The following is an 18,833-nucleotide window of genomic DNA, read 5'->3' on the forward strand; positions in this document are numbered from 1 at the left end:
GTAGGCACCCAAAAGATTTATACTTACCAAAAAGAGAGTGTAAAATGAAACGGCACGCCGCCGACCCGGCCATCGAAAGCCGGCGCAAGGTTCCGCCGCCCACGGATACCGATCCGGTAATAGAGGCGCTGGTTCAGGACATCATTGCCAAGGTGGCTGACAAATGGACGATGCTCATTCTGGAAGTGCTGGAAGAGCATGGCACGCTGCGCTTCACGCAGATCGGCAGGCTGGTCGGCAATATCAGCCAGAAGATGCTAACGAAAACGCTGCGGCAGATGGAGAGCGACGGGCTGGTGCGCCGCACCGTGCATCCCGTCATCCCACCGCATGTGGATTACGGCCTGACGAACCTCGGCCGCACGCTGGGCAGCGCCTTTTGCGGCGTGTGGATATGGGCGGAAACGCACCATGCCGAAATAGAAGAGGCGCGGCGCCTGTTCAATGAACAGCCGCCGCGCCCCGCTATGGAGTAATTTCGCCTCAGGCGAACTGGCTGAGGCCCGGAACCGAGGCGATCACCTGATCGACGACCTCATCACCCGCATGCTGGCGGGCAACGGCGATGGTTTCCTTGGCGATGGTGGAAATCTCGCTCATGCCGAGGCCCTGGCTCATCAATTGCTGGCCCAGCCCCATGATGCCGCCGCCGCCGATTGCGCTCATCAGGCCGCCGAGCAGACCGCCGCCGCCCGCACCTTCGCCATTAAACTGCGCCACCAGTTCGCTGGCGCCGGGAATGGCTTCGATCATGCGGGCGATCGGGCCGTCTGCGGCCTCGCGCTGAAGAAAACCGAGAATCATGCCAATGGCCTTTTCGGCCAGCTCGGGGCTTATTCCCGCCTTCTCGGCGATCTGGCTCACGACTTCGTTCATTCTTGCCTCCTGTTGAAAAACGACGCCAACATCGAATAACTGACGTTAACGTCAACGTAAAACAATATGGAGCCGCATTCAAGCGGCCACGGACAGGTGCGGCAACTTTCACCAGGCGGTTTTTCTTCATCGCCATCAAGCAGTTGTTGCGCCTTGAAACTGTCCTTATAAGATCATCACAACCAAACTATGAAAAGGCCGCTATCGTCAGAAGTGGCAACAACATGATAGTGACGCTTTAAATTCGGACATGACTTTTACAAAATCCACCGCGATTTTAAGGGTCAGGCACCAGCCGCAGGAGAAATGGTCGATGTTGCAGGACGGACAGCTCTATATCGGGACCAGCCGCAATCCGGACGACAGCCTGAACAAGGGCGAATATCTCGAACTGAAATTCGGCAACCGCCACGGCCTTATCACCGGCGCGACGGGAACGGGCAAGACCGTGACCTTGCAGGTGCTAGCCGAAGGTTTTTCCAAGGCCGGTGTGCCGGTTTTCTGCGCCGATATCAAGGGCGACCTTTCCGGTATCGCCGCTGAGGGCGAAGCCAAGGACTGGGTGCAGAAACGCGCCGAACAGATCGGCTTCACCGATTTTGCCTATGGCAAATCGCCGGTGATCTTTTGGGATCTCTACGGTGAAAAAGGCCATCGCGTGCGCGCCACCATCGCCGAGATGGGGCCGCTGCTGCTCGCCCGGCTGATGGATGCTTCGGAAGCGCAGGAAGGTGTGCTCAACATCGCCTTCAAGATCGCCGACCAGGGCGGGCTGCCGCTGCTCGATCTGAAAGACCTGCAATCGCTCCTGAACTATATGGGCGAAAACGCAACCGAGCTCTCCAACCAGTTCGGCCTGATTTCCAAGGCTTCGGTCGGTTCGCTGCAGCGCGGGCTGCTGGTTCTGGAACAGCAGGGTGCGGCGAATTTCTTCGGCGAACCGGCGCTGAAAATCGCCGACATCATGCGTGTGGGCACGGATGGGCGCGGCACGATTTCGGTTCTCGCCGCCGACCGGCTGATGATGAACCCGCGCCTTTACGCCACCTTCCTGCTCTGGATGCTTTCGGAACTGTTCGAAGAGCTGCCGGAAGTGGGCGACCCGGAAAAGCCGCGACTGGTGTTCTTCTTCGACGAGGCGCACCTGCTGTTTAACGACGCGCCGAAGGTGCTGGTCGAGCGCGTGGAACAGGTCGTGCGACTCATCCGCTCCAAGGGCGTGGGCGTCTATTTCGTGACGCAGAACCCGCTCGACGTGCCGGAAACCGTTCTCGCCCAGCTTGGCAACCGCGTGCAGCACGCGCTTCGCGCCTATACGCCGCGCGAGCAGAAGGCGGTGCGCACCGCGGCCGATACCTTCCGCCAGAACCCGGCCTTCAACACCGCCGACACCATCACCACGCTCGGCACAGGTGAGGCGCTGATTTCCACCCTGCACGACAAGGGCGCGCCCTCCATTGTCGAGCGCACGCTGGTCCGTCCGCCATCCGGACGTGTCGGGCCGCTGACGGATGCGGAGCGCAAGTCCCTGATCGATGTGAGCCCCGTCGCCGGGCAATATGACAAGGATATCGACCGGGAATCGGCCTTCGAAATCCTCGCGGCCCGCGCCCAGAAGGCGGCAGAGGCCGAGGCCGCCAGGCGCGCGGAAGAGGAAAACGCCAAAAACCAGTCCGACAACGCCTCCGGCCGCTGGCGCCTGCCCGGTTTTGGCGATGACGAACCCGCGCAAAATTCCAGCGGCTCACGCAGCGGCGGCGCCCGCCGGTCCGGCTACCAGCGCGAAACGGTGATCGAGGCGGCGATGAAAAGTGCTGCCCGTTCGGTCGCCACCTCCGTCGGCCGCGCCGTCGTGCGCGGGATTCTGGGAAGTCTGAAGCGATAAATGGAGACGCCGCCCGTTCTCGGTGAAACGGGCGGCGCTTTATTGGCGTCGCGGTCACTTCTGGCGATAGAAGATCATACCGCCGTGATAGAGCACATCGTCGACGAATTCACCGTCCGCCGTAAAACCGGTATCGTCCCAATAATCGATGTGGTTTCCCTTCACCTCATATCGTCCCCGATAAGCGCTCTTGCGGCTGCCCCGCGCCTCGTCATAACGACCATTGGGCAAAAGTTCCTGACGGACATGCCCATCGCCGGTGACCCACATGCCGACATAAGGGTGGTTCTTGACTTCAGCGGTTTCGGTCATTGTCAGGTCCATGCCATTATCTGCTTTGCGGGTCTCGGTCTCGGCGGAAGCCGCTGCGAGCAGAACCGCAACTGACGTTGAAACAATATTCATTGCCACATGCTCCTCAGGCGGCGGTGGGTCGGACGACGATTTCGTTGACGTCCACATCGTCGGGCTGCTCGATGGCGTAACGCACGGCGCGGCCGATGGCGTCGGGTTTCAGGGCGATGGCCCGATAGGTCTGCATCAATTCCGCAGCCGCCGGATCGGTGATGGTGTGGGCAAGTTCGCTTTCCACTACGCCGGGGTGAATGCAGGTGACCCGCAGGTCGCGGTTTTCCTGCCGCAGCCCGTCCGAAATGGCGCGAACCGCAAATTTCGTCGCGCAATAGACGGCAGCCGTGGGCGAAACCGCGAGCGCACCGATGGAGGCGATGTTGATGATATGGCCGGAGGCGCGCGCGGTCATCTCGGGCAGAACGGCAGCGACGCCATAAAGCACGCCCTTGACGTTGACGTCGATCATGCGGTCCCATTCATCGACCTTGAGCGACGACATCAGCGACAGCGGCATGATGCCGGCATTGTTGACGATAACGTCGATCTGCCCGAAAGCCTTGCGCCCCGCTTCCGCAAAGGCCTCGACGCTGCGCCTATCGGTCACGTCAAGCGGGTGGACGACGACGTCAGCCCCCGTGCGGCGCAGCTCTTCGGCCAGTGTCTCGAGGCGATCCAGCCGGCGCGCGCCGAGCACCAGCTTCGCGCCGGCGACGGCCAGTTCCCTGGCAATCCCCTCACCGATCCCGCTCGATGCACCCGTGATGAGAACAACTTTGTTCAGTGTCATGGCTATCTCCTTGCTGTTACGGCCGGTTTTTTCGAAACCGACCGTTGCAGGGAAGATAACGCCCAGGCATTGTCGTGATAATATCGTCAATAATTAACTCAATGGATAGAATTTCTAACCAATGAACATTGATCTCAACGCTGTCTCGACATTCTGCCTTGTTGCCGAGGAACGGAATTTTCGCGCCGTTGCCGACAGGCTGGGCGTGACCCGCTCCGCTGTCAGCCAGACAATTCGCAAGCTCGAAGAAACAATGGGAATTGCGCTGGTCCAACGGACCACCCGCAGCGTCAGCCTGACGGAAGCGGGACAGCAGCTTTACGCCGATGCCTCGCCGTCCATAGGCGCGATCTCGAAGGCAGCGCAGGCGGCCTCATCGCTCGGCGGCACGGTGCGCGGTCAGCTTCGGCTCGCCGTTTCCTCCATTGCCGAGCGCTTCTTATCCGGCCCCCTGCTCGCGAGTTTTGTCGAGTCGCATCCACAGGTGCAGCTCGATATTGTCGTGACGGACGAGGAATTCGATATCGTTGCGGAGCATTACGACGCGGGCGTGCGACTGGGAGAACTTATCGAACAGGATATGATCGCCGTTCCCGTCTCGGTTCCACAGCGGCAGCTGGCCGTGTGCTCGCCGCACTATCGGAACCGCTTCGGCCTGCCGACGCAGCCCCGCGAATTGATAGAGCACAGGTGTATAGGCTGGCGACCCCGCCCGGGCGTGGCGCCATACAGGTGGGAATTTGCGGAGAACGGCCGGGAATTTGCCGTGGCGGTGGAGCCTGATTTCACCACCAACGATATGCAACTGATGATAAAGCTCGCCTGTGCCGGCGCGGGCATCACCTTCGGCATGGAAGAGACGTTCCGGCCCTATCTGGAGCGCGGAGAGCTTGTTTCCATGCTGGAAGACTATTCACCCAGCTTCGCAGGGTTCTATCTCTATTACCCCAGCCGCCGAAACCTCGCGCCGAAACTGCGCGCCTTCATCGACCATGTCCGCTTGTCGAGGGAGCGGTGATCTGCCGGATATTACCCCGGCAGATCGTCGGAAAGGCATGATTACTTCTTCTGGGAAACCAGCGAGAAATAGGCACCCTGCGGGTCGACGCAATTGACGATCCAGCTATCGCCGGGCACTTCCATCGGGCCGTTGACGACCTGTCCGCCGCCGGCGCTGACGCGGGTGACGGCGTCATCGATACCGTCCACATTGAAGTAATAACCCCAATGGCAGACTGGAACCTCCGGCATGCGTTTCATGACGCCGCCGACGGCCTTGCCGTTATGGGCGAAGATGCGGTAGGGGCCCATTTCGCCCATGTCGAAATCGTGGTCCTTGGTCCAGCCGAAGACTTCACCATAAAAGGCCATGGCCTCGTCGACATTGTCGGTGAAGAGTTCATACCAGCCGACATGGCCCTGCTTTGCCTGCTTGTCTTCAGGGAAGCCGCCGGTTTCCATCGGCTGCGGCGTCATGATGCAGAGCACCGCGCCGAAGGGATCGGCAACCACGGCGAAGCGGCCGATTTCGGGAATATCCTGCGGCGGACGCCTGACCGCGCCGCCCTTCTCGGCGAAAAGCCTCGCCGTGGCGTCTACATCGTCGACGTCGACATAAGCGGTCCAGTTGGGCGGAATGCCCTGACCCTTGTGCTCGTCGGTCAGCTCCATGACCCCGCCCATGCCGCAGCCATCGGCCTCCAGCACGAGATAGGGCATTTCCGGCGAGCCGAAATCCTTGGTCTGCCAGCCGACGACATGACCGTAAAAGCGGGCGGCCGCTTCCATGTCGGGCGTCATCAATTCAACCCAGATGAATTTTCCATGCGTATCGGACATTGTCGTCTCCTGTGGACGGTTTGGCGAGGTGTTCGGGGCGCACCCGCCGCAGGACGCGGCGGCGCTGTTGTTGACGGGCAATACCGGCCGGGCCTCAGGCCTTGCGGCGGAATTCCGATGTCATGAAGGTCTTGAATGTGCCGTCCGGCTGCCGGACGCTGCCGGAAAAGCTGCGGTGATTATCGTCATGCAGCACCAGCACGTCGTGATAGGTAGCGGTTCCGCCGGAACCGTCGAAGGCCGGGCCTTCCGCTTCCAGCGTCAGGGTCTTGCCGTCATCTTCCAGCCAACCCTTGTAGACCCAGAGATTGGTCATCATCGACCCTACCCAGGTGCCGACGAAATTGCCCTTGGCAGGGTCGAAGCCGATTGTGATCACCGCCGTCATATCCGTACCATCAGGCATCTTGCCGGTGCCGTTGCCGATGATCCACAAACCGCCGACGGAGCGGACGGTTTCGGTGAATTGCTGCGACGGGTCGCTGGCGTCGTAGTTCTCATGGCCGGAACTGGAGGTCATGACCCAGTCCCCGACGATCCTCTTGAGGAATTCATGTTCCTTCTGCGGCTTGGCGATTTCCATTTCCATTGTCTTCTCCTCCTCGTCTGTCCGTTTTCAGTGGCAACAGGCCGCCGCCTTCGGCGCGTCCTCATACTGGTCGTGGCGACGCACCCAATCCATTACCTCATCTTCATTACGGCCCTTTGGCACCAGGTCGAGCAGCATCAGCGTGCCAAGCGTCTGTTCCGCACCGCGGGCGTATGTGGAATAGGTATGGTAGATCTTGCCGTCATCGCCCTTGGCGAAAACGCTGATGCCGTGCAGGTCCTTCAGGTCGCCATAGGGCGCCATGTTACGGTAATTATAGGTAATTTCACCTTTGGCCATGTCCTCGTCGCGGAACGAGGCCTGGTAATCATAGTTGAAATCGCCGCCTTCGGCCGAAACCCACGGGAATTTCCAACCCATGCGTTTTTTGTAGCTTTCGATCTTCTCAAGCGGCGCACGCGACACGGCGACGAAACCTGCGTCGCCATGCTTGAGGTGAATCAGCGCACCATCGACGTGATCGGCAAAGAAGGAGCAACCGACGCAGCCCTCCTCCCAGTCCGGCGCCAGCATGAAGTGATAGACGATGAGCTGGCTGCAGCCGCCGAACAGTTCCGTGAGCGACTTGGGGCCGGAAGGGGCGTCGAAAATATAATCCTTCGTCACCTCTTCCCAGGGCAGCGCACGCCGGGCCTCATTCAGCCTGTCGCGGGCGCGGGTCAGTTCCTTTTCCTTCACCAGCAGGTCGCGGCGGGCCGCAAGCCACTCCTCTTTCGAAACGACGGGATGAGACATGATCTTTCCTCCTTGGATCCGTCTTTCACTGCGACTTCGCCTCTCCTTGGCGGGTGCCGCGCACCTCTGTGTTGAAATCCAAGAAATGGCGCCACAGAGCATCAAGTTCCGCTTGACTATTTAGGTTGATATCAACATATTTAGCGCATGTCAAACGCCAGCGCGATTCCTTTTTCGACAACTCTTCTTGTGCGCGATTCCTGCCTGTGCCTGCATGCGCAGCGCGCGGCACGGGCGCTGGCGCGGCTGTTTGATAATGCGCTGAAGCCGGTGGGTATCAATAACGGCCAGTTTTCGCTGCTGATGTCGCTGAACAGGCCGGAGCCGCCGCCAATGGGGCCGGTCGCCAATCTTTTGGCGATGGACCGCACGACGCTGACCGCGGCGCTGAAGCCGCTGGAGCGGCGCGGGCTGGTCAGCATCGAGCAGGACCCGAAGGACAAGCGTGGCAAACGGTTGCGGCTGACGGCTGACGGGATGGCCGTACTCGCCGCCGCCTTCCCCATCTGGGAGCGGACCCATGCGGAAATAGAAGCGAAGATCGGCAGCGGCGACCCCAACCGGCTGCGCCGCGATCTTATCGACCTCGGATGACAAGAGTGACGGCATGATGCCGCTTTTGCGAGCAAAACTGTCATCCGGCTGTTGTGCCGGAGAGCGAAACTGACAAAACGCAATCAAGGAGGAATGATCATGCGTGCAATCGTTTTTGTGAAAGCAACAAAAAGCAGCGAAGACGGCGTGATGCCGACGACGGAGCTAATTGAGGCGATGGGCAAATTCAACGAGGAACTGGTCAATGCCGGCATCATGCAATCTGGCGATGGCCTGCACCCCTCCTCCAAGGGCAAGCGCGTGATTTTCGACGGCGACAGCCGGACCGTTGTCGATGGCCCCTTCCCGCATACCAACGAGTTGGTCGCCGGTTTCTGGATCTGGCACGTGAAGGACATGGATGAGGCCGTGGAATGGGTGAAGCGCTGCCCGAACCCGATGCTGGAGAAGAGCGAAATCGAAATCCGCCCGATGTTCGAGATGGAAGACTTCGGCGATGCCGTGACGCCCGAGATCGCCGCCCATGTGGAAGAACTGCGCGCGCGTGTCGGCAAACAATGATGCCAGCGCGCTGAACAAATCCGCGTAAAATGATCCGGTGCGGCACCTGTCACCCTCCGCTCTAGGATGGATCCGGCCGCACCGCCCTTCCCAAATCCTCACCCTTCTCTAATCGGGTTGCCATGGATCACCACCGCTGGTAATGGTCAGGCGGTTCAACACGTTTCAAGAAAGGAGGCTTCGCATGGATATTTCCTGCTTCTGGCGCAATCGTCAGCTCTGCCACCTTTTTGCCCTGCGGACACGTTTGCAGGGCTGACCGGAACACCACCCCTCTGGTTTGCCTAAAAGGCCGCGCAGGACGCAGTTTGTCTGCCATTGCGCATAGTTTCACGACGGATCACCGAGAACCGAATCCCGTCCTGCACGCGCAGGCAACGGTACGGGTCCGTCTTTGCCAGAGACGACATCATGACCATCATTACGCTGCGCAACCTCGGAATCATTCTGGGCAAGCCGCTTTTTTTCAATCTCAACCTCACCATCAATGCGGGGGACCCGCATCGGCATCGTCGCCGCCAATGGCTGCGGAAAATCCACCCTGCTGAACTGCCTCGCGGGTGACATTGAACCCACCAGCGGCGACATCACCCGGCTGCGCGGGCTGACGCAGTCCATCGTCCACCAGCACCTGCCCTCGCCGCTGATGGAACAGACGATGCGGGACGCCGTGCTTTCCGCCCTGCCGGCGGATACGATCGGCAGCGACAGCTGGCGCGCCGACATTATTTTCGACGGCATGCTGGTGCCGGAGCCATTCCGCGAGCGCCGCCTGAAAGAATTGAGCGGCGGCTGGCAGCGGCTTGCCATGCTGGCGCGGGCATGGATCACCGAGCCGGATGTGCTGCTGCTCGATGAGCCGACCAACCATCTCGACCTTGAAAAGATCAACGTGCTGGAAAGCTGGCTCGGCACCCTGCCGCGCGATACCGCCGTCATCATCGTCAGCCATGATCGCGCCTTTCTCGACAATGTCACGCGCTCGACACTCTTCCTCCGGCCGGAAAATTCGGCGCTGTTCCGGCTGCCCTATGGCCACGCACGGGCGGTGCTGGAAGAAGAGGATGCCGCCGATGAGCGGCGTTTCCAGCGCGACATGAAAACCGCCCAACAATTGCGCCGGCAGGCGGCCAAACTCAACAATATCGGCATCAATTCCGGCAGCGATCTTCTCACCGTCAAGACCAGGCAATTGCGCGAGCGTGCGGAAAAGATCGAGGAGAAGGCGCGGCCCGCCCATATCGAGCGATCCGCCGGCAAGATCCAGCTCGCCAATCGCGGCACCCATGCCAGGGTTCTGGTCACTCTGGAAGATGTGCCGGTCTCGACGCCGGACGGGACAGTGCTGTTTCGCAGCGGCCGGCAATTTGTCCGTCAGGGGGACCGCATCGTCATTCTCGGCCGCAACGGCGTCGGCAAGACACGGCTGATGTCGCTTCTGCAGGCGGCTGTATCGGGCGCAGGTCAGATACAGGACGGTATCAAGGCCACGCCCTCGCTGGTGGCCGGATATGTCGACCAGTCGCTCGCCGAGATCGATGACGACAGCACGCCCGTTTCGCTGCTGTCCCGCCGCTTCGATATTGGCGACCAGCGCATCCATGGCCTGCTTGCGGGCGCAGGCATTGACATGGAAATGCAGAAGCGCCGCATCGCCGCCCTTTCCGGCGGGCAGAAGGCGCGGCTTGCCATGCTGGCACTCAGGCTGGCGGAGCCGAATTTCTACCTGCTGGACGAGCCGAGCAACCATCTGGATATTGAGGGGCAGGAAGCGCTGGAGACAGAAATCATCAGCCGCGAAGCCAGCTGCGTGTTCGTCTCGCATGACAGGCGTTTCGTTCGGGCTGTCGGAACCCGCTTCTGGCTGATCGACAAGCGCAGACTCGTGGAAGTCGACGATCCCGAAGCATTTTTCGCCTCGGCCTGATGGTTTTGAAAAGCAAACGCCCGTCAGCCCAAAAGGCTGGCGAGGCGCGGATCGTTGGCGAAATCTAAAACTGCAAAACCCGTTCTGCGCATCGGAAATTCGCAGAGCGCCTGCACCCCCGTTTTCGACAGGTGGATACGCCAGCTCATCCGTTCCACCGGTGTCTTCGCGGCAAAAGCCTTCGGCGACAGAACCGCGATGTTGAGGCCGCCGGCGGGGTCGCGTACCGAGCGATAGAGGATAGCCTCGATCTTCGCCAGACGTGCCTGATCGGCCAGCGCCTGGCATGGCTCGTAATTCTGCAGATCGGTCCACAGGCGAGCATCCCGGCTCAGTTCCGGTTTCGTCAGGTTGAGCGCCGCATCGGTGGCGATACGGGCGGCGAAGGCGGAATAGTCGGCGGGATTGGCGGGCAGCGGCGTTCCAGGCGATTCGGCATAAAACAGCAGCCGGTAAAAGGCCATTTCGGCCAGCGCCGTCTCCACCTTATGGGCGGCGTAATAAACGCCTTCGGTATAGCCCGCGCGGCGGAAGCGCGAACCATGCGGATAAGCGGCTCCATACCGGAAGGGCGTGGCAAGAAGATAGTCGAAACCGGCGCATTCCGGCGGAAACGGCCGCTTGCTCACCTCCAGAATATCTTCCAGCAGCGATTGCTCCTCCACCGTGTCCACCAGTTTCATGGTGGAAACCTGATGCTGCGCTTCCACCAGCCGCCAGTATTTTCCCGATACGGCGCGTTTTTCAGACAGGAGCGCGTCGGGCGTCCAGATAGGAGAGGACATCGATCAATCCGGTAATGGTGGTCAGTTTGTCGGCAGGCACGGCGTTCAGCGCAACATTGTGATTGCGCAGCCAGTTCTTCGCCACGGCCTCATCGCCGCCGGCAATCGCATCCAGCGAGCGGAAAACCCGGATCAGCAGCACCGCAAGCTCGAAGGATTTGGCGCCCGGCTCCAGCAGGAAATCGAGTCGCTTCATGCGCGACACGGTGGGGGCGGAAACGCCGAGAATATCGGCCGTGCGAGCGGCATTCAGGCCCAGCCGCTCGGCGGCGGCGATGACAGCCTTGGTGACGACCCTGCCCTGCGATGTAGGTTCCATGGCGTTCTTGGCGTGAATATTCATGACGCATATCCTTTCCTTGGAAAGAATATAGCATTTTTCTTTCTGAAAACAAGAAGGCCGGGATGAACCCGGCCTCATTGCTCACATGGATTGCTTCCGCGAAATGGATCAGGCCACCGAGACCGGCACTTCCGTGGAGGTGCGCATGGCGTGGCTATAGGGGCAGACGATGTGAGCGGCGGCAACCAGCTTTTCGGCAACTTCGCGCTCGACGCCCGGAATATTGGCCTTCAGCGACACTTCGATGCCGAAGCCGCCGCCATCTTCGCGCGGGCCGATACCGACGGTCGCCGTCACAGTCGTGTCTTCAGGAATTTTTACTTTTTCCTTGCCGGCGACAAATTTCAGCGCACCCAGGAAGCAGGCGGAATAACCGGCTGCGAAAAGCTGCTCCGGATTGGTGCCACGGGCGCCATCGCCGCCCAGTTCCTTCGGAACGGTGAGCGTGACGTCGAGAACACCGTCTTCCGACTTGGCGTTGCCGGCGCGGCCACCGGTGGCGGATGCTTTGGTCGTATAGAGAATGGGCATGACATTTACTCCTTCGGGTTGATGTGAATATCTTGTAGCTCACAATTAAATTGTGCGCAATATAATTTTGCACATTGAATGCGATTTTGTTTTTTGCGATAATTTTCAAGAAATTTCGCCGCGCATCCATGCGGCAGGAACCGAAAGCGGGGGCTGATTGTTCCCTTCCCGGTTGATTTTGGAGCAGGAAAATGGACACAGCGGGCGACGAGAAGAAGATGGAAAGCCTGTTGAGGCTGGACCAGCAGATATGTTTTGCCCTTTATGGCGCGGCGCACGCCTTCACGCGCGCTTATAAGCCGTTGCTCGACCCGATCGGGCTGACCTATCCGCAATATCTGGTGATGATGGCGTTATGGGAAAAGGAGACATCCACCGTCAAGGCGCTCGGCGAAATGCTGGGCCTCGATTCGGGCACGTTGTCGCCGCTGCTGAAACGGCTCGAACATGCGGGGCTGATCACCCGCAAACGCGGCACGGTGGATGAACGGCAGGTGCTGGTGGCCCTGACGCCCAAGGGCGCGGACCTCAAAAAAGAGGGCGTGAAGATCATGGCAGCAATCGGCGGCGCCACCGGCTGCGGGCTGGAGGAACTGGTACAGATTCGCGACAGGGTGAATGCGCTCAAGGACAATCTCACTCGCCCTTAAACGAAAAAAGGCGGCACAGGGCCGCCTTTTTTCCTCGAATGAGATGGCTTACTGCCACACCACCACACGCGCCTTCTGCGGCACGCGGTCGTAAAGGTCGATGACGTCCTGGTTCATCAGACGCACGCAGCCGGAGGAGACGGCCTTGCCGATGGAGTTCCATTCCGGCGAGCCGTGCAGGCGGTAGAGCGTGTCCTTGCCGTTCTGGAAGATATAGAGCGCGCGCGCGCCGAGCGGGTTCTTCAGGCCCGGCGGCATGCCGCCGTTCTTGGACGAATATTTGGTGAGTTCCGGCTGGCGGGCGACCATTTCGTCCGGCGGGGTCCATTTCGGCCATTTCTGACGCCACTGGATGACGCCCTCGCCCGACCAGGCGAAACCTTCGCGGCCGATGCCGACGCCGTAGCGCATGGCGCTGCCGCCCGGCTCCACAACGTAGAGGAAGCGCGAACGCGTATCGACAACCACGGTGCCGGGGCGTTCGCCGGTCGGATCGACAACCCGCTGGCGATAATAACGGCGGTCGATCTTCTGATAGGGCACGGCAGGAATGACGTAACCGCCATCTTCAACAGAGCCGTACATGACGGCCAGTTCCGCATCGCTGACGCCCGGCGAGAACATCTGCCGGAAATCGCTGCCGATGGCGCCTGCCTGCTGACGAATGGCGCCTCCCGGACCGGATGAGGCACAGCCTGCGAGAAGCGAAGCGGAGGAGATGCCGAGAAGGGAAAGGAAGGTGCGTCTGGAAAGATCTGTGTCGGTGCTTGTCATAAGGCCGGGTTGTCCCACATTTCGAACGGCTATATCGCCGTTGTACGTCATTTGTTCCGTTTCATGCGTATTGCGAAAATAGTTAACCGACCGCTAAAAGCCAGTCACAAGGCGCTGGCGGAATGGGTCTGACAACTCTTTCTTTTAGAACGTGTTCAGATAACCACAATCTGCGCCCCTTGCGGCACACGCTCATATAGATCGATCACATCCTGATTGAGCATGCGCACGCAGCCGGAGGACGTCGCCTTGCCCACGGATTGCCAGTCCGGCGTGCCGTGGACGCGGTACAGCGTGTCCTTGCCGTCCTTGAAAATATAAAGCGCGCGCGCACCGAGGGGATTGTTGAGACCCGGCGTCATGCCGCCATTGGCAGCGGAGATGGAGGCGAGTTCCGGCTGGCGCTTAACCATTTCATCCGGCGGCGTCCAGCGCGGCCATTTCGCCTTCCACTGGATTTTGCCCCGACCCGACCAGGCATAACCGTCGCGCCCCAGCCCAACGCCGTAACGGATCGCCTTGCCCCCCGACTGCACAAGATAAAGAAAATGCTGCTTCGTATCGACCACGATAGTGCCCGGCGCTTCCGCCGTCTGGTAGCTCACTTCCTGCCTGAGATAGCGCGGATCGATGCGGCCATAGGGAATGGCCGGCAACGAGCGGTCATCGTCGCGGATCGGGCCATATATGACCCGGTGCAGCGGATTGGAAACCGGCAGGCCATAAGCCATGGCCTGACCCCGCCCCTGAGGGGCGTTATAACCTTGCACCTGTGGGGCTTGCAGCCCCTGCCCCCGCACCGGCGGACCGTATTCCTGATGGAAGCGGGTTCTGAACAGATCCGGCGGGCGCGTCGAAAGCTGGCCCGGCTGCGGCGGCAGTTCCGGCTGGCGATTAGAGCTGACGGAGTTGAAATTGAACACCGGCGCCGTTTCCCTGACGAAAACGTCCGGGTCCATCCGGGTCGTATCCGTCACGAAAAGGCAGCCGCTCATGAGAGGCAGCAGGGCAAGCCCCGCCAGAGAGGCCGCCCGGCGACCGTTTTTCAAAAGGAGTGCTATCATCTGAACCGCTTCATGGAATCCAATCTGCCGGCATGATGGACCCCGCGGCTGGCGCGAAGCTGGCGTTGGTCTTTCAAAAAAAATCGAAAAACCGCATTTTTCCTCTTGAAGCTCTAGTTGCTAGAGGTGCCAGATTGGCTGTCGAGTGGAATTCAGGAGCGAACCATGAATATTTCGACACGCGGCAGTTTGGACGGAGCATCGGAGGACCTGACCTTTTCGGTCGGCGGCATGGATTGCGGCAGCTGCGCGGCCAAAATCGAAACCGCGCTTTCCCGTTTGCCCGGCGTTGGCGACGTCAAGGTTTCGGTGGCCCGCGAAAGGCTGAACCTCTCGCTTGTCGAGAACAAGACCCCGGTCGACAAAATCGAGGATACGCTGCGCAAGCTCGGCTTCAAGCCCGCTCTGCTGCCGCAGGAAAAGACCGCACGCGAAAAGACGCCGGATCATAAGCACGAACATGACCATGATCCCGCTACATGCGGTGGCCATCACGATCATGACCATTCCGGGCATGACCATTCCGGGCATGATCATTCCGGGCATGATCATTCCGGCCACGACCATTCTGGAGACGAGCACCACTCCTGCAACGGGCATAACCACGATCACTCCGGCCACGATCATTCTGGTCACGATCACGGACACGACCATGCGGGCCACTCCCACGCTGCCGCGCCTGCCGCCGCAAGCCAGAGCGCCGGGATAGGGCATGCCCACGGCGCGGATGAAAAAGGCGCGTGGTGGCGCACCGCAAAGGCGCGCAACACCTTCACCGGCACGATCCTGGTCGCCATCGCCTATGCGGCGGAGCTGACCTTCCCGGCCTGGGGCAGTTACGCCTTCGTCGTCGCGACGCTCGCCACGCTTTTCCCGATCGCGAGAAATGCCTTCAACGCCGCCCGTTTCGGTGCGGTCTTCACCATCGAGATGCTGATGACGATTGCCGCCATCGGCGCGATCATCATCGGCGAGGCGGAAGAGGCGGCCATTGTCGTGCTGCTCTTCTCCGTCGGCGAATTGCTTGAAGGTTTTGCGGCCGCCCGCGCTCGCTCCGGCATCAAGGCGCTCGGTTCGCTCTTGCCAAAAACCGCGATGGTAGAGGAAAACGGATCGCTTCGGCAGGTCTCCGCCGATCAGGTGCGCATCGGCCAGATGGTCGTCGCGCGCCCCGGCGACCGTATCGCCGCCGATGGCGTTGTCATGGAAGGCCAGTCCAGCGTCGACGAATCGCCGATGACCGGCGAGAGCATTCCGGTCGCGAAAGAAAAGGGCGACCGTGTCTTTGCCGGCTCGATCAACCATGACGGCTCGCTGCGCATCCGTGTCGACCGCGCCCCGGAAGACAACACCATTGCCCGCATCATCACGCTGGTCGAGGAAGCGCAGGATGCCCGCGCCCCGACCGAGCGCTTCATCCAGAGCTTCTCGCGTTATTATATGCCGCTGATCGTCGCGATCTCGGTGCTGACCATCATCGTACCGCCGCTTCTCGGTCTCGGTGAGTGGGATACCTGGATTTACCGCGGTCTCGCGCTCCTCCTGATCGGTTGCCCCTGCGCGCTGGTCATTTCGGTCCCCGCAGCCATCGCCTCCAGCCTTTCGGCTGCGGCACGCCACGGCATGCTGGTGAAGGGCGGCGCCGTCATCGAAATGCTGGCGCGCACCGAAACCGTGGCCTTCGACAAGACCGGCACGCTGACGCTCGGCGAACCTGTCGTAACCGACGTGGTGGCGCTTGACGGCAACGAGGCCGAGCTGATTGCGCAGGCCGCAACCATCGAGCATGAATCGAGCCATCCGCTGGCGCGCGCCATCGTCAATCACGCCGAAAAAAGCGGTGTGAAGCCCCTGCCCGGTTCCAACATCAAGGCGATTTCCGGTCGCGGCATGCAGGGCAATGTCGGCGGAAAAGACCTGTTCATCGGCGCACCGCGCTTTGCAACGGAAGTCGGTACGCTCTCCAAGGATCTTGCAGATCGCATTTCCGCACTGGAAAGCGAAGGCAAGACGGTGGCTGTCGTGATGACCGGCGGGGCGGCAAGCGGCCTGTTCGCCATGCGTGACGAGCCGCGCAAGGATGCGGCCGACGGCGTGAAGGCGCTGAAGGATATGGGTATTTCCTCGCTGATGTTGTCGGGTGACAATGCCCGCACGGCGCGCGCCATCGGCAACAAGCTGGGCCTTGAGGCGCGCGGTGAACTCCTGCCGCAGAACAAGGTCGAGGAAATCCGCAAGCTTGCCGAAAAGAAGACCGTTGTCATGGTGGGTGACGGCATCAACGATGCGCCGGCCCTTGCCGCGGCAAGCGTCGGCGTCGCCATCGGCTCGGGCACTGACGTAGCGATGGAAGCGGCGGATGCGGCGCTGATGCGCAACAATGTCGGCGATGCCGCCCGCCTCATCGGCCTGTCGCGCGCCACCATGAGCAATATCCGCCAGAACGTAACCATCGCGCTTGGCCTGAAAGCGGTCTTCCTGGTGACCACCGTAACTGGCGTTTCAGGCCTGTGGCTCGCCGTTTTCGCCGACACCGGCGCGACGGTTCTGGTCACCGCCAACGCTATGCGGCTGCTCGGCTATTTCAACCGCAAGGGCTGAAATTCCATTCGCGTGCACGACGGCCGGGCCTCGTCCATCGAGGCCCGGCCGTCTTATTTACGGCATATTGACAAACTAATTGCGTCCAATACATACCGCCTACCTCCGTTTTCCACGCGCGCGACAAACGATTCCACGCGCAGGAGCGCTGACATTGGCAAAGACTGGCTATAACCGCATTGCGTATCGCGCGATCAAGATCGGCGGCAATATCGTGAAGGTTATTTTCTCCATCGATCTGTTTTTGCGGCCCGGCAGAAGAAAAACGCTTCCGCAGTATTTGCCTGCCAGGCGCAGCCCGAAATCGGAAAAAGCCATTCCCCGCATCATCTGGCAGACCAATTACTCCAACCGGGTAACGACGCCGATCTATGCGAATTTCCTGTTCAACCGTTGGCTGACGCCGGAATTCGAATATCGCTACCATGATGACGAGGCGTGCCAGGCCTATATCGACCGGCATTTTCCCGGACGTTACGCCGATGCCTTCCGCCGCCTGCAGGTGGGCGCCGCCAAGGCCGATTTCTGGCGTATTCTGGTTCTTCTGCAGGAAGGCGGCATCTATCTCGATATCGATTCCAATTTTGCAGCTCGCCCGGAAGATGTGATCGGCACGGATGAAGAAGCCGTTTTCATTGCCATGAAAGACGGCGAAATCACAAATTACTTCATGGCGTCAAAACCCGGCCACCCGGCGCTCAGGCTGATAGCCGATCGTATTGCCCAGAATATCGAAGACGGAACGCTCGTCAGCGTCTATGACATGACCGGCCCGACGGTGGTGCATGCCGTCGTCAAGGAACTGGGCCTGCCTGTCCGCAATTACCGCGAGATGTGTACCCAGGGGCAGTTCACCAACAAGCGCGCCCAATATGCCGACAAGAAGGACGGCGCATGGTGGGCGGAGCAGGCCAAAACCGCAATCGTCAAAAACTAGCGGCGGCCTTTCTGCTGGAGGCGAAACTGGCGCCTCAGGCGAAACCGTTGAAAAGGCGGATGCTTTCCTCGACCGCATGCGGCACCACACCATTATGGGTGCCGGGCAACAGCTTTTTGTCGACTTTGAAACCCGATGTCAGGGCGCGATCCACGAAAAGCTGGTGATCGGCATCGAAGGGCCGTTCCTCCGTGCCCCGCAAAAGCAGCGCCGGACATTTGAGGCTGGGGCCGAAACAGACGGAGGAGCGCATGATGAATTCGCGCTCGTCGGTCTCGTCGAAACAGATCTCGTCGCTATAGCGATTGAAATAACGCCAGGAACTGACGCCAGCGGAGATGGGTGCTGCGGCGCGAAACTTCCGGCTCATCGCGGCCAGAAGCGTCAGCGTGCCGCCATTGGAATGGCCGGCGATGAAGAAGCGGTTTCTGTCGATGCCGGGAAGATTTTCCAGATAGGCGGCGGCGGCCAGTGCATCCGTCGTTTCGTCGTAAAAACCGGAATAATTGCCGCTCTGGCCGTTTTCACCACGGAAGGATGGCAGAAGCACGACATAGCCCGCTTCCCAATAGGGCTTCATCAGCGCCCAATGGCCGTCCCCGGTGGCGTTGCCGCCATGGAGGAAAAGGACGGCGGGCTTTAGCGTTTTTGAGGGCTGGTAGTGGGAGAGCCACGCGACAAGCGCAATGGAACCATCCGGCCCGCCCGGATAGGTGATCCGTGTCGCCCCGGGCGGCGTGCCGAGTGCGGAAGATTTTTCCGGCGCCGGCATTTTTCGCAGGAGATGGGTGTGGAAATGCTGACGCGCCACCGCATAATCCTGCCGCTCAAGCGGCAGCACCTCTGGCGCAACAATGCCCGCTTTCGCTCGGGGTGGTAAAAATGCGGACGCTGAGAGCCCCATGGCGCCGGCCACAAGGCTTCGCCGCGTCAGGCCCGGCGAGATGGCGCCGCTCTTTTCCTGTCCGAAGGCTTGGGAAAGAAAGCGTTTGTCTGCCATATGTCACCTGCGGGGGATT

Annotated in this window: 20 protein-coding genes and 1 pseudogene; 9 read left to right on the top strand and 12 right to left on the bottom strand. The window is 60.5% G+C overall.

From position 1 onward, the window contains the following. The first annotated feature begins 44 nt into the window (after positions 1 to 44). Positions 45 to 476 carry a helix-turn-helix domain-containing protein gene (locus tag AGR1_RS09275; RefSeq protein ID WP_080791162.1) on the top strand — a complete coding sequence of 144 codons (432 nt, stop codon included), beginning with the start codon at positions 45 to 47 and terminating at the stop codon, positions 474 to 476. Positions 477 to 483: 7 nt separating this feature from the next. On the opposite strand, the gene AGR1_RS09280 is transcribed toward AGR1_RS09275, so the two are convergent. Beyond that, positions 484 to 876, bottom strand: a complete 393-nt coding sequence (locus AGR1_RS09280) for a hypothetical protein (RefSeq protein ID WP_080791163.1) — start codon at positions 874 to 876, stop codon at positions 484 to 486. A 313-nt stretch (positions 877 to 1,189) separates the two neighbouring features. On the opposite strand from AGR1_RS09280, the gene AGR1_RS09290 reads away from it, so the two are divergent. Further along, entirely contained in the window at positions 1,190 to 2,761 is a 1,572-nt protein-coding gene (locus AGR1_RS09290; protein ID WP_149146752.1) for a helicase HerA-like C-terminal domain-containing protein, read from the top strand. A 54-nt stretch (positions 2,762 to 2,815) separates the two neighbouring features. Here AGR1_RS09290 and AGR1_RS09295 read toward each other — a convergent pair whose 3' ends face one another. Both AGR1_RS09295 and AGR1_RS09300 read right to left on the bottom strand, forming a co-directional pair. Beyond that, positions 2,816 to 3,166 (bottom strand): Atu4866 domain-containing protein, encoded by a 351-nt coding sequence (locus tag AGR1_RS09295; protein WP_149146753.1) that lies wholly within the window; start codon positions 3,164 to 3,166, stop codon positions 2,816 to 2,818. Positions 3,167 to 3,179: 13 nt separating this feature from the next. Next, entirely contained in the window at positions 3,180 to 3,902 is a 723-nt protein-coding gene (locus AGR1_RS09300) for an SDR family oxidoreductase (protein WP_149146754.1), read from the bottom strand. Between the two features lie 121 nt (positions 3,903 to 4,023). On the opposite strand from AGR1_RS09300, the gene AGR1_RS09305 reads away from it, so the two are divergent. Next, a complete protein-coding gene (locus tag AGR1_RS09305) occupies positions 4,024 to 4,920 on the top strand; it encodes a LysR family transcriptional regulator (RefSeq protein ID WP_149146755.1) in 897 nt (298 codons plus the stop codon). 41 nt (positions 4,921 to 4,961) lie between these two features. Here the strand turns inward: AGR1_RS09305 and AGR1_RS09310 are convergent, their stop codons facing one another. The 3 genes from AGR1_RS09310 to AGR1_RS09320 form a co-directional block, all read right to left on the bottom strand. Continuing rightward, on the bottom strand, positions 4,962 to 5,741 hold the full coding sequence (locus AGR1_RS09310; RefSeq protein ID WP_077983017.1) for a VOC family protein: 780 nt from the start codon (positions 5,739 to 5,741) through the stop codon (positions 4,962 to 4,964). Between the two features lie 94 nt (positions 5,742 to 5,835). Further along, positions 5,836 to 6,330 carry a DUF1579 domain-containing protein gene (locus AGR1_RS09315; protein WP_149146756.1) on the bottom strand — a complete coding sequence of 165 codons (495 nt, stop codon included), beginning with the start codon at positions 6,328 to 6,330 and terminating at the stop codon, positions 5,836 to 5,838. Between the two features lie 27 nt (positions 6,331 to 6,357). Next, positions 6,358 to 7,086 carry a thioredoxin family protein gene (locus tag AGR1_RS09320; protein ID WP_080791169.1) on the bottom strand — a complete coding sequence of 243 codons (729 nt, stop codon included), beginning with the start codon at positions 7,084 to 7,086 and terminating at the stop codon, positions 6,358 to 6,360. Positions 7,087 to 7,233: 147 nt separating this feature from the next. On the opposite strand from AGR1_RS09320, the gene AGR1_RS09325 reads away from it, so the two are divergent. The 3 genes and pseudogenes from AGR1_RS09325 to AGR1_RS09335 all read left to right on the top strand — a co-directional run bounded on the left by AGR1_RS09325 (position 7,234) and on the right by AGR1_RS09335 (position 10,129). Next, on the top strand, positions 7,234 to 7,680 hold the full coding sequence (locus AGR1_RS09325) for a MarR family transcriptional regulator (RefSeq protein ID WP_149146757.1): 447 nt from the start codon (positions 7,234 to 7,236) through the stop codon (positions 7,678 to 7,680). Positions 7,681 to 7,779: 99 nt separating this feature from the next. Continuing rightward, positions 7,780 to 8,202 (top strand): YciI family protein, encoded by a 423-nt coding sequence (locus AGR1_RS09330; protein WP_077983018.1) that lies wholly within the window; start codon positions 7,780 to 7,782, stop codon positions 8,200 to 8,202. A gap of 411 nt (positions 8,203 to 8,613) precedes the next feature. After that, positions 8,614 to 10,129 (top strand): annotated as a pseudogene (locus tag AGR1_RS09335) (ABC-F family ATP-binding cassette domain-containing protein). 23 nt (positions 10,130 to 10,152) lie between these two features. On the opposite strand, the gene AGR1_RS09340 reads toward AGR1_RS09335, so the two are convergent. The 3 genes from AGR1_RS09340 to AGR1_RS09350 form a co-directional block, all read right to left on the bottom strand. Beyond that, entirely contained in the window at positions 10,153 to 10,914 is a 762-nt protein-coding gene (locus AGR1_RS09340) for an RES family NAD+ phosphorylase (RefSeq protein WP_187772097.1), read from the bottom strand. Beyond that, complete coding sequence (locus AGR1_RS09345; protein ID WP_149146758.1) at positions 10,874 to 11,257, bottom strand: MbcA/ParS/Xre antitoxin family protein; 384 nt, start codon at positions 11,255 to 11,257, stop codon at positions 10,874 to 10,876. Before AGR1_RS09345 ends, AGR1_RS09340 begins: the two co-directional genes overlap by 41 nt. Positions 11,258 to 11,365: 108 nt before the next feature. Next, positions 11,366 to 11,788, bottom strand: a complete 423-nt coding sequence (locus AGR1_RS09350; RefSeq protein ID WP_003509379.1) for an organic hydroperoxide resistance protein — start codon at positions 11,786 to 11,788, stop codon at positions 11,366 to 11,368. A 191-nt stretch (positions 11,789 to 11,979) separates the two neighbouring features. Here AGR1_RS09350 and AGR1_RS09355 point away from each other — a divergent pair, with 191 nt between their 5' ends. Next, the gene (locus tag AGR1_RS09355; RefSeq protein ID WP_149146759.1) at positions 11,980 to 12,438 is read left to right on the top strand and encodes a MarR family transcriptional regulator; all 459 of its coding nucleotides are present in this window, start codon (positions 11,980 to 11,982) and stop codon (positions 12,436 to 12,438) included. A 48-nt stretch (positions 12,439 to 12,486) separates the two neighbouring features. On the opposite strand, the gene AGR1_RS09360 is transcribed toward AGR1_RS09355, so the two are convergent. After that, positions 12,487 to 13,212, bottom strand: a complete 726-nt coding sequence (locus AGR1_RS09360) for a L,D-transpeptidase (protein WP_080791174.1) — start codon at positions 13,210 to 13,212, stop codon at positions 12,487 to 12,489. A 155-nt stretch (positions 13,213 to 13,367) separates the two neighbouring features. Next, positions 13,368 to 14,276 (bottom strand): L,D-transpeptidase, encoded by a 909-nt coding sequence (locus AGR1_RS09365; RefSeq protein ID WP_080791175.1) that lies wholly within the window; start codon positions 14,274 to 14,276, stop codon positions 13,368 to 13,370. A gap of 165 nt (positions 14,277 to 14,441) precedes the next feature. Between AGR1_RS09365 and AGR1_RS09370 the strand changes: the two genes are divergently transcribed. Next, positions 14,442 to 16,877 carry a heavy metal translocating P-type ATPase gene (locus tag AGR1_RS09370; RefSeq protein ID WP_149146760.1) on the top strand — a complete coding sequence of 812 codons (2,436 nt, stop codon included), beginning with the start codon at positions 14,442 to 14,444 and terminating at the stop codon, positions 16,875 to 16,877. A 154-nt stretch (positions 16,878 to 17,031) separates the two neighbouring features. After that, positions 17,032 to 17,814: a glycosyltransferase gene (locus AGR1_RS09375; RefSeq protein WP_162927407.1), complete on the top strand. Its 783-nt coding sequence runs from the start codon at positions 17,032 to 17,034 to the stop codon at positions 17,812 to 17,814. Positions 17,815 to 17,848: 34 nt separating this feature from the next. On the opposite strand, the gene AGR1_RS09380 is transcribed toward AGR1_RS09375, so the two are convergent. Beyond that, complete coding sequence (locus AGR1_RS09380) at positions 17,849 to 18,814, bottom strand: alpha/beta fold hydrolase (protein WP_149146761.1); 966 nt, start codon at positions 18,812 to 18,814, stop codon at positions 17,849 to 17,851. Positions 18,815 to 18,833: the final 19 nt, after the last annotated feature.

Origin of the sequence: Agrobacterium sp. B1(2019), from assembly GCF_008274755.1 — a bacterium.
Taxonomy (GTDB): domain Bacteria; phylum Pseudomonadota; class Alphaproteobacteria; order Rhizobiales; family Rhizobiaceae; genus Agrobacterium; species Agrobacterium salinitolerans.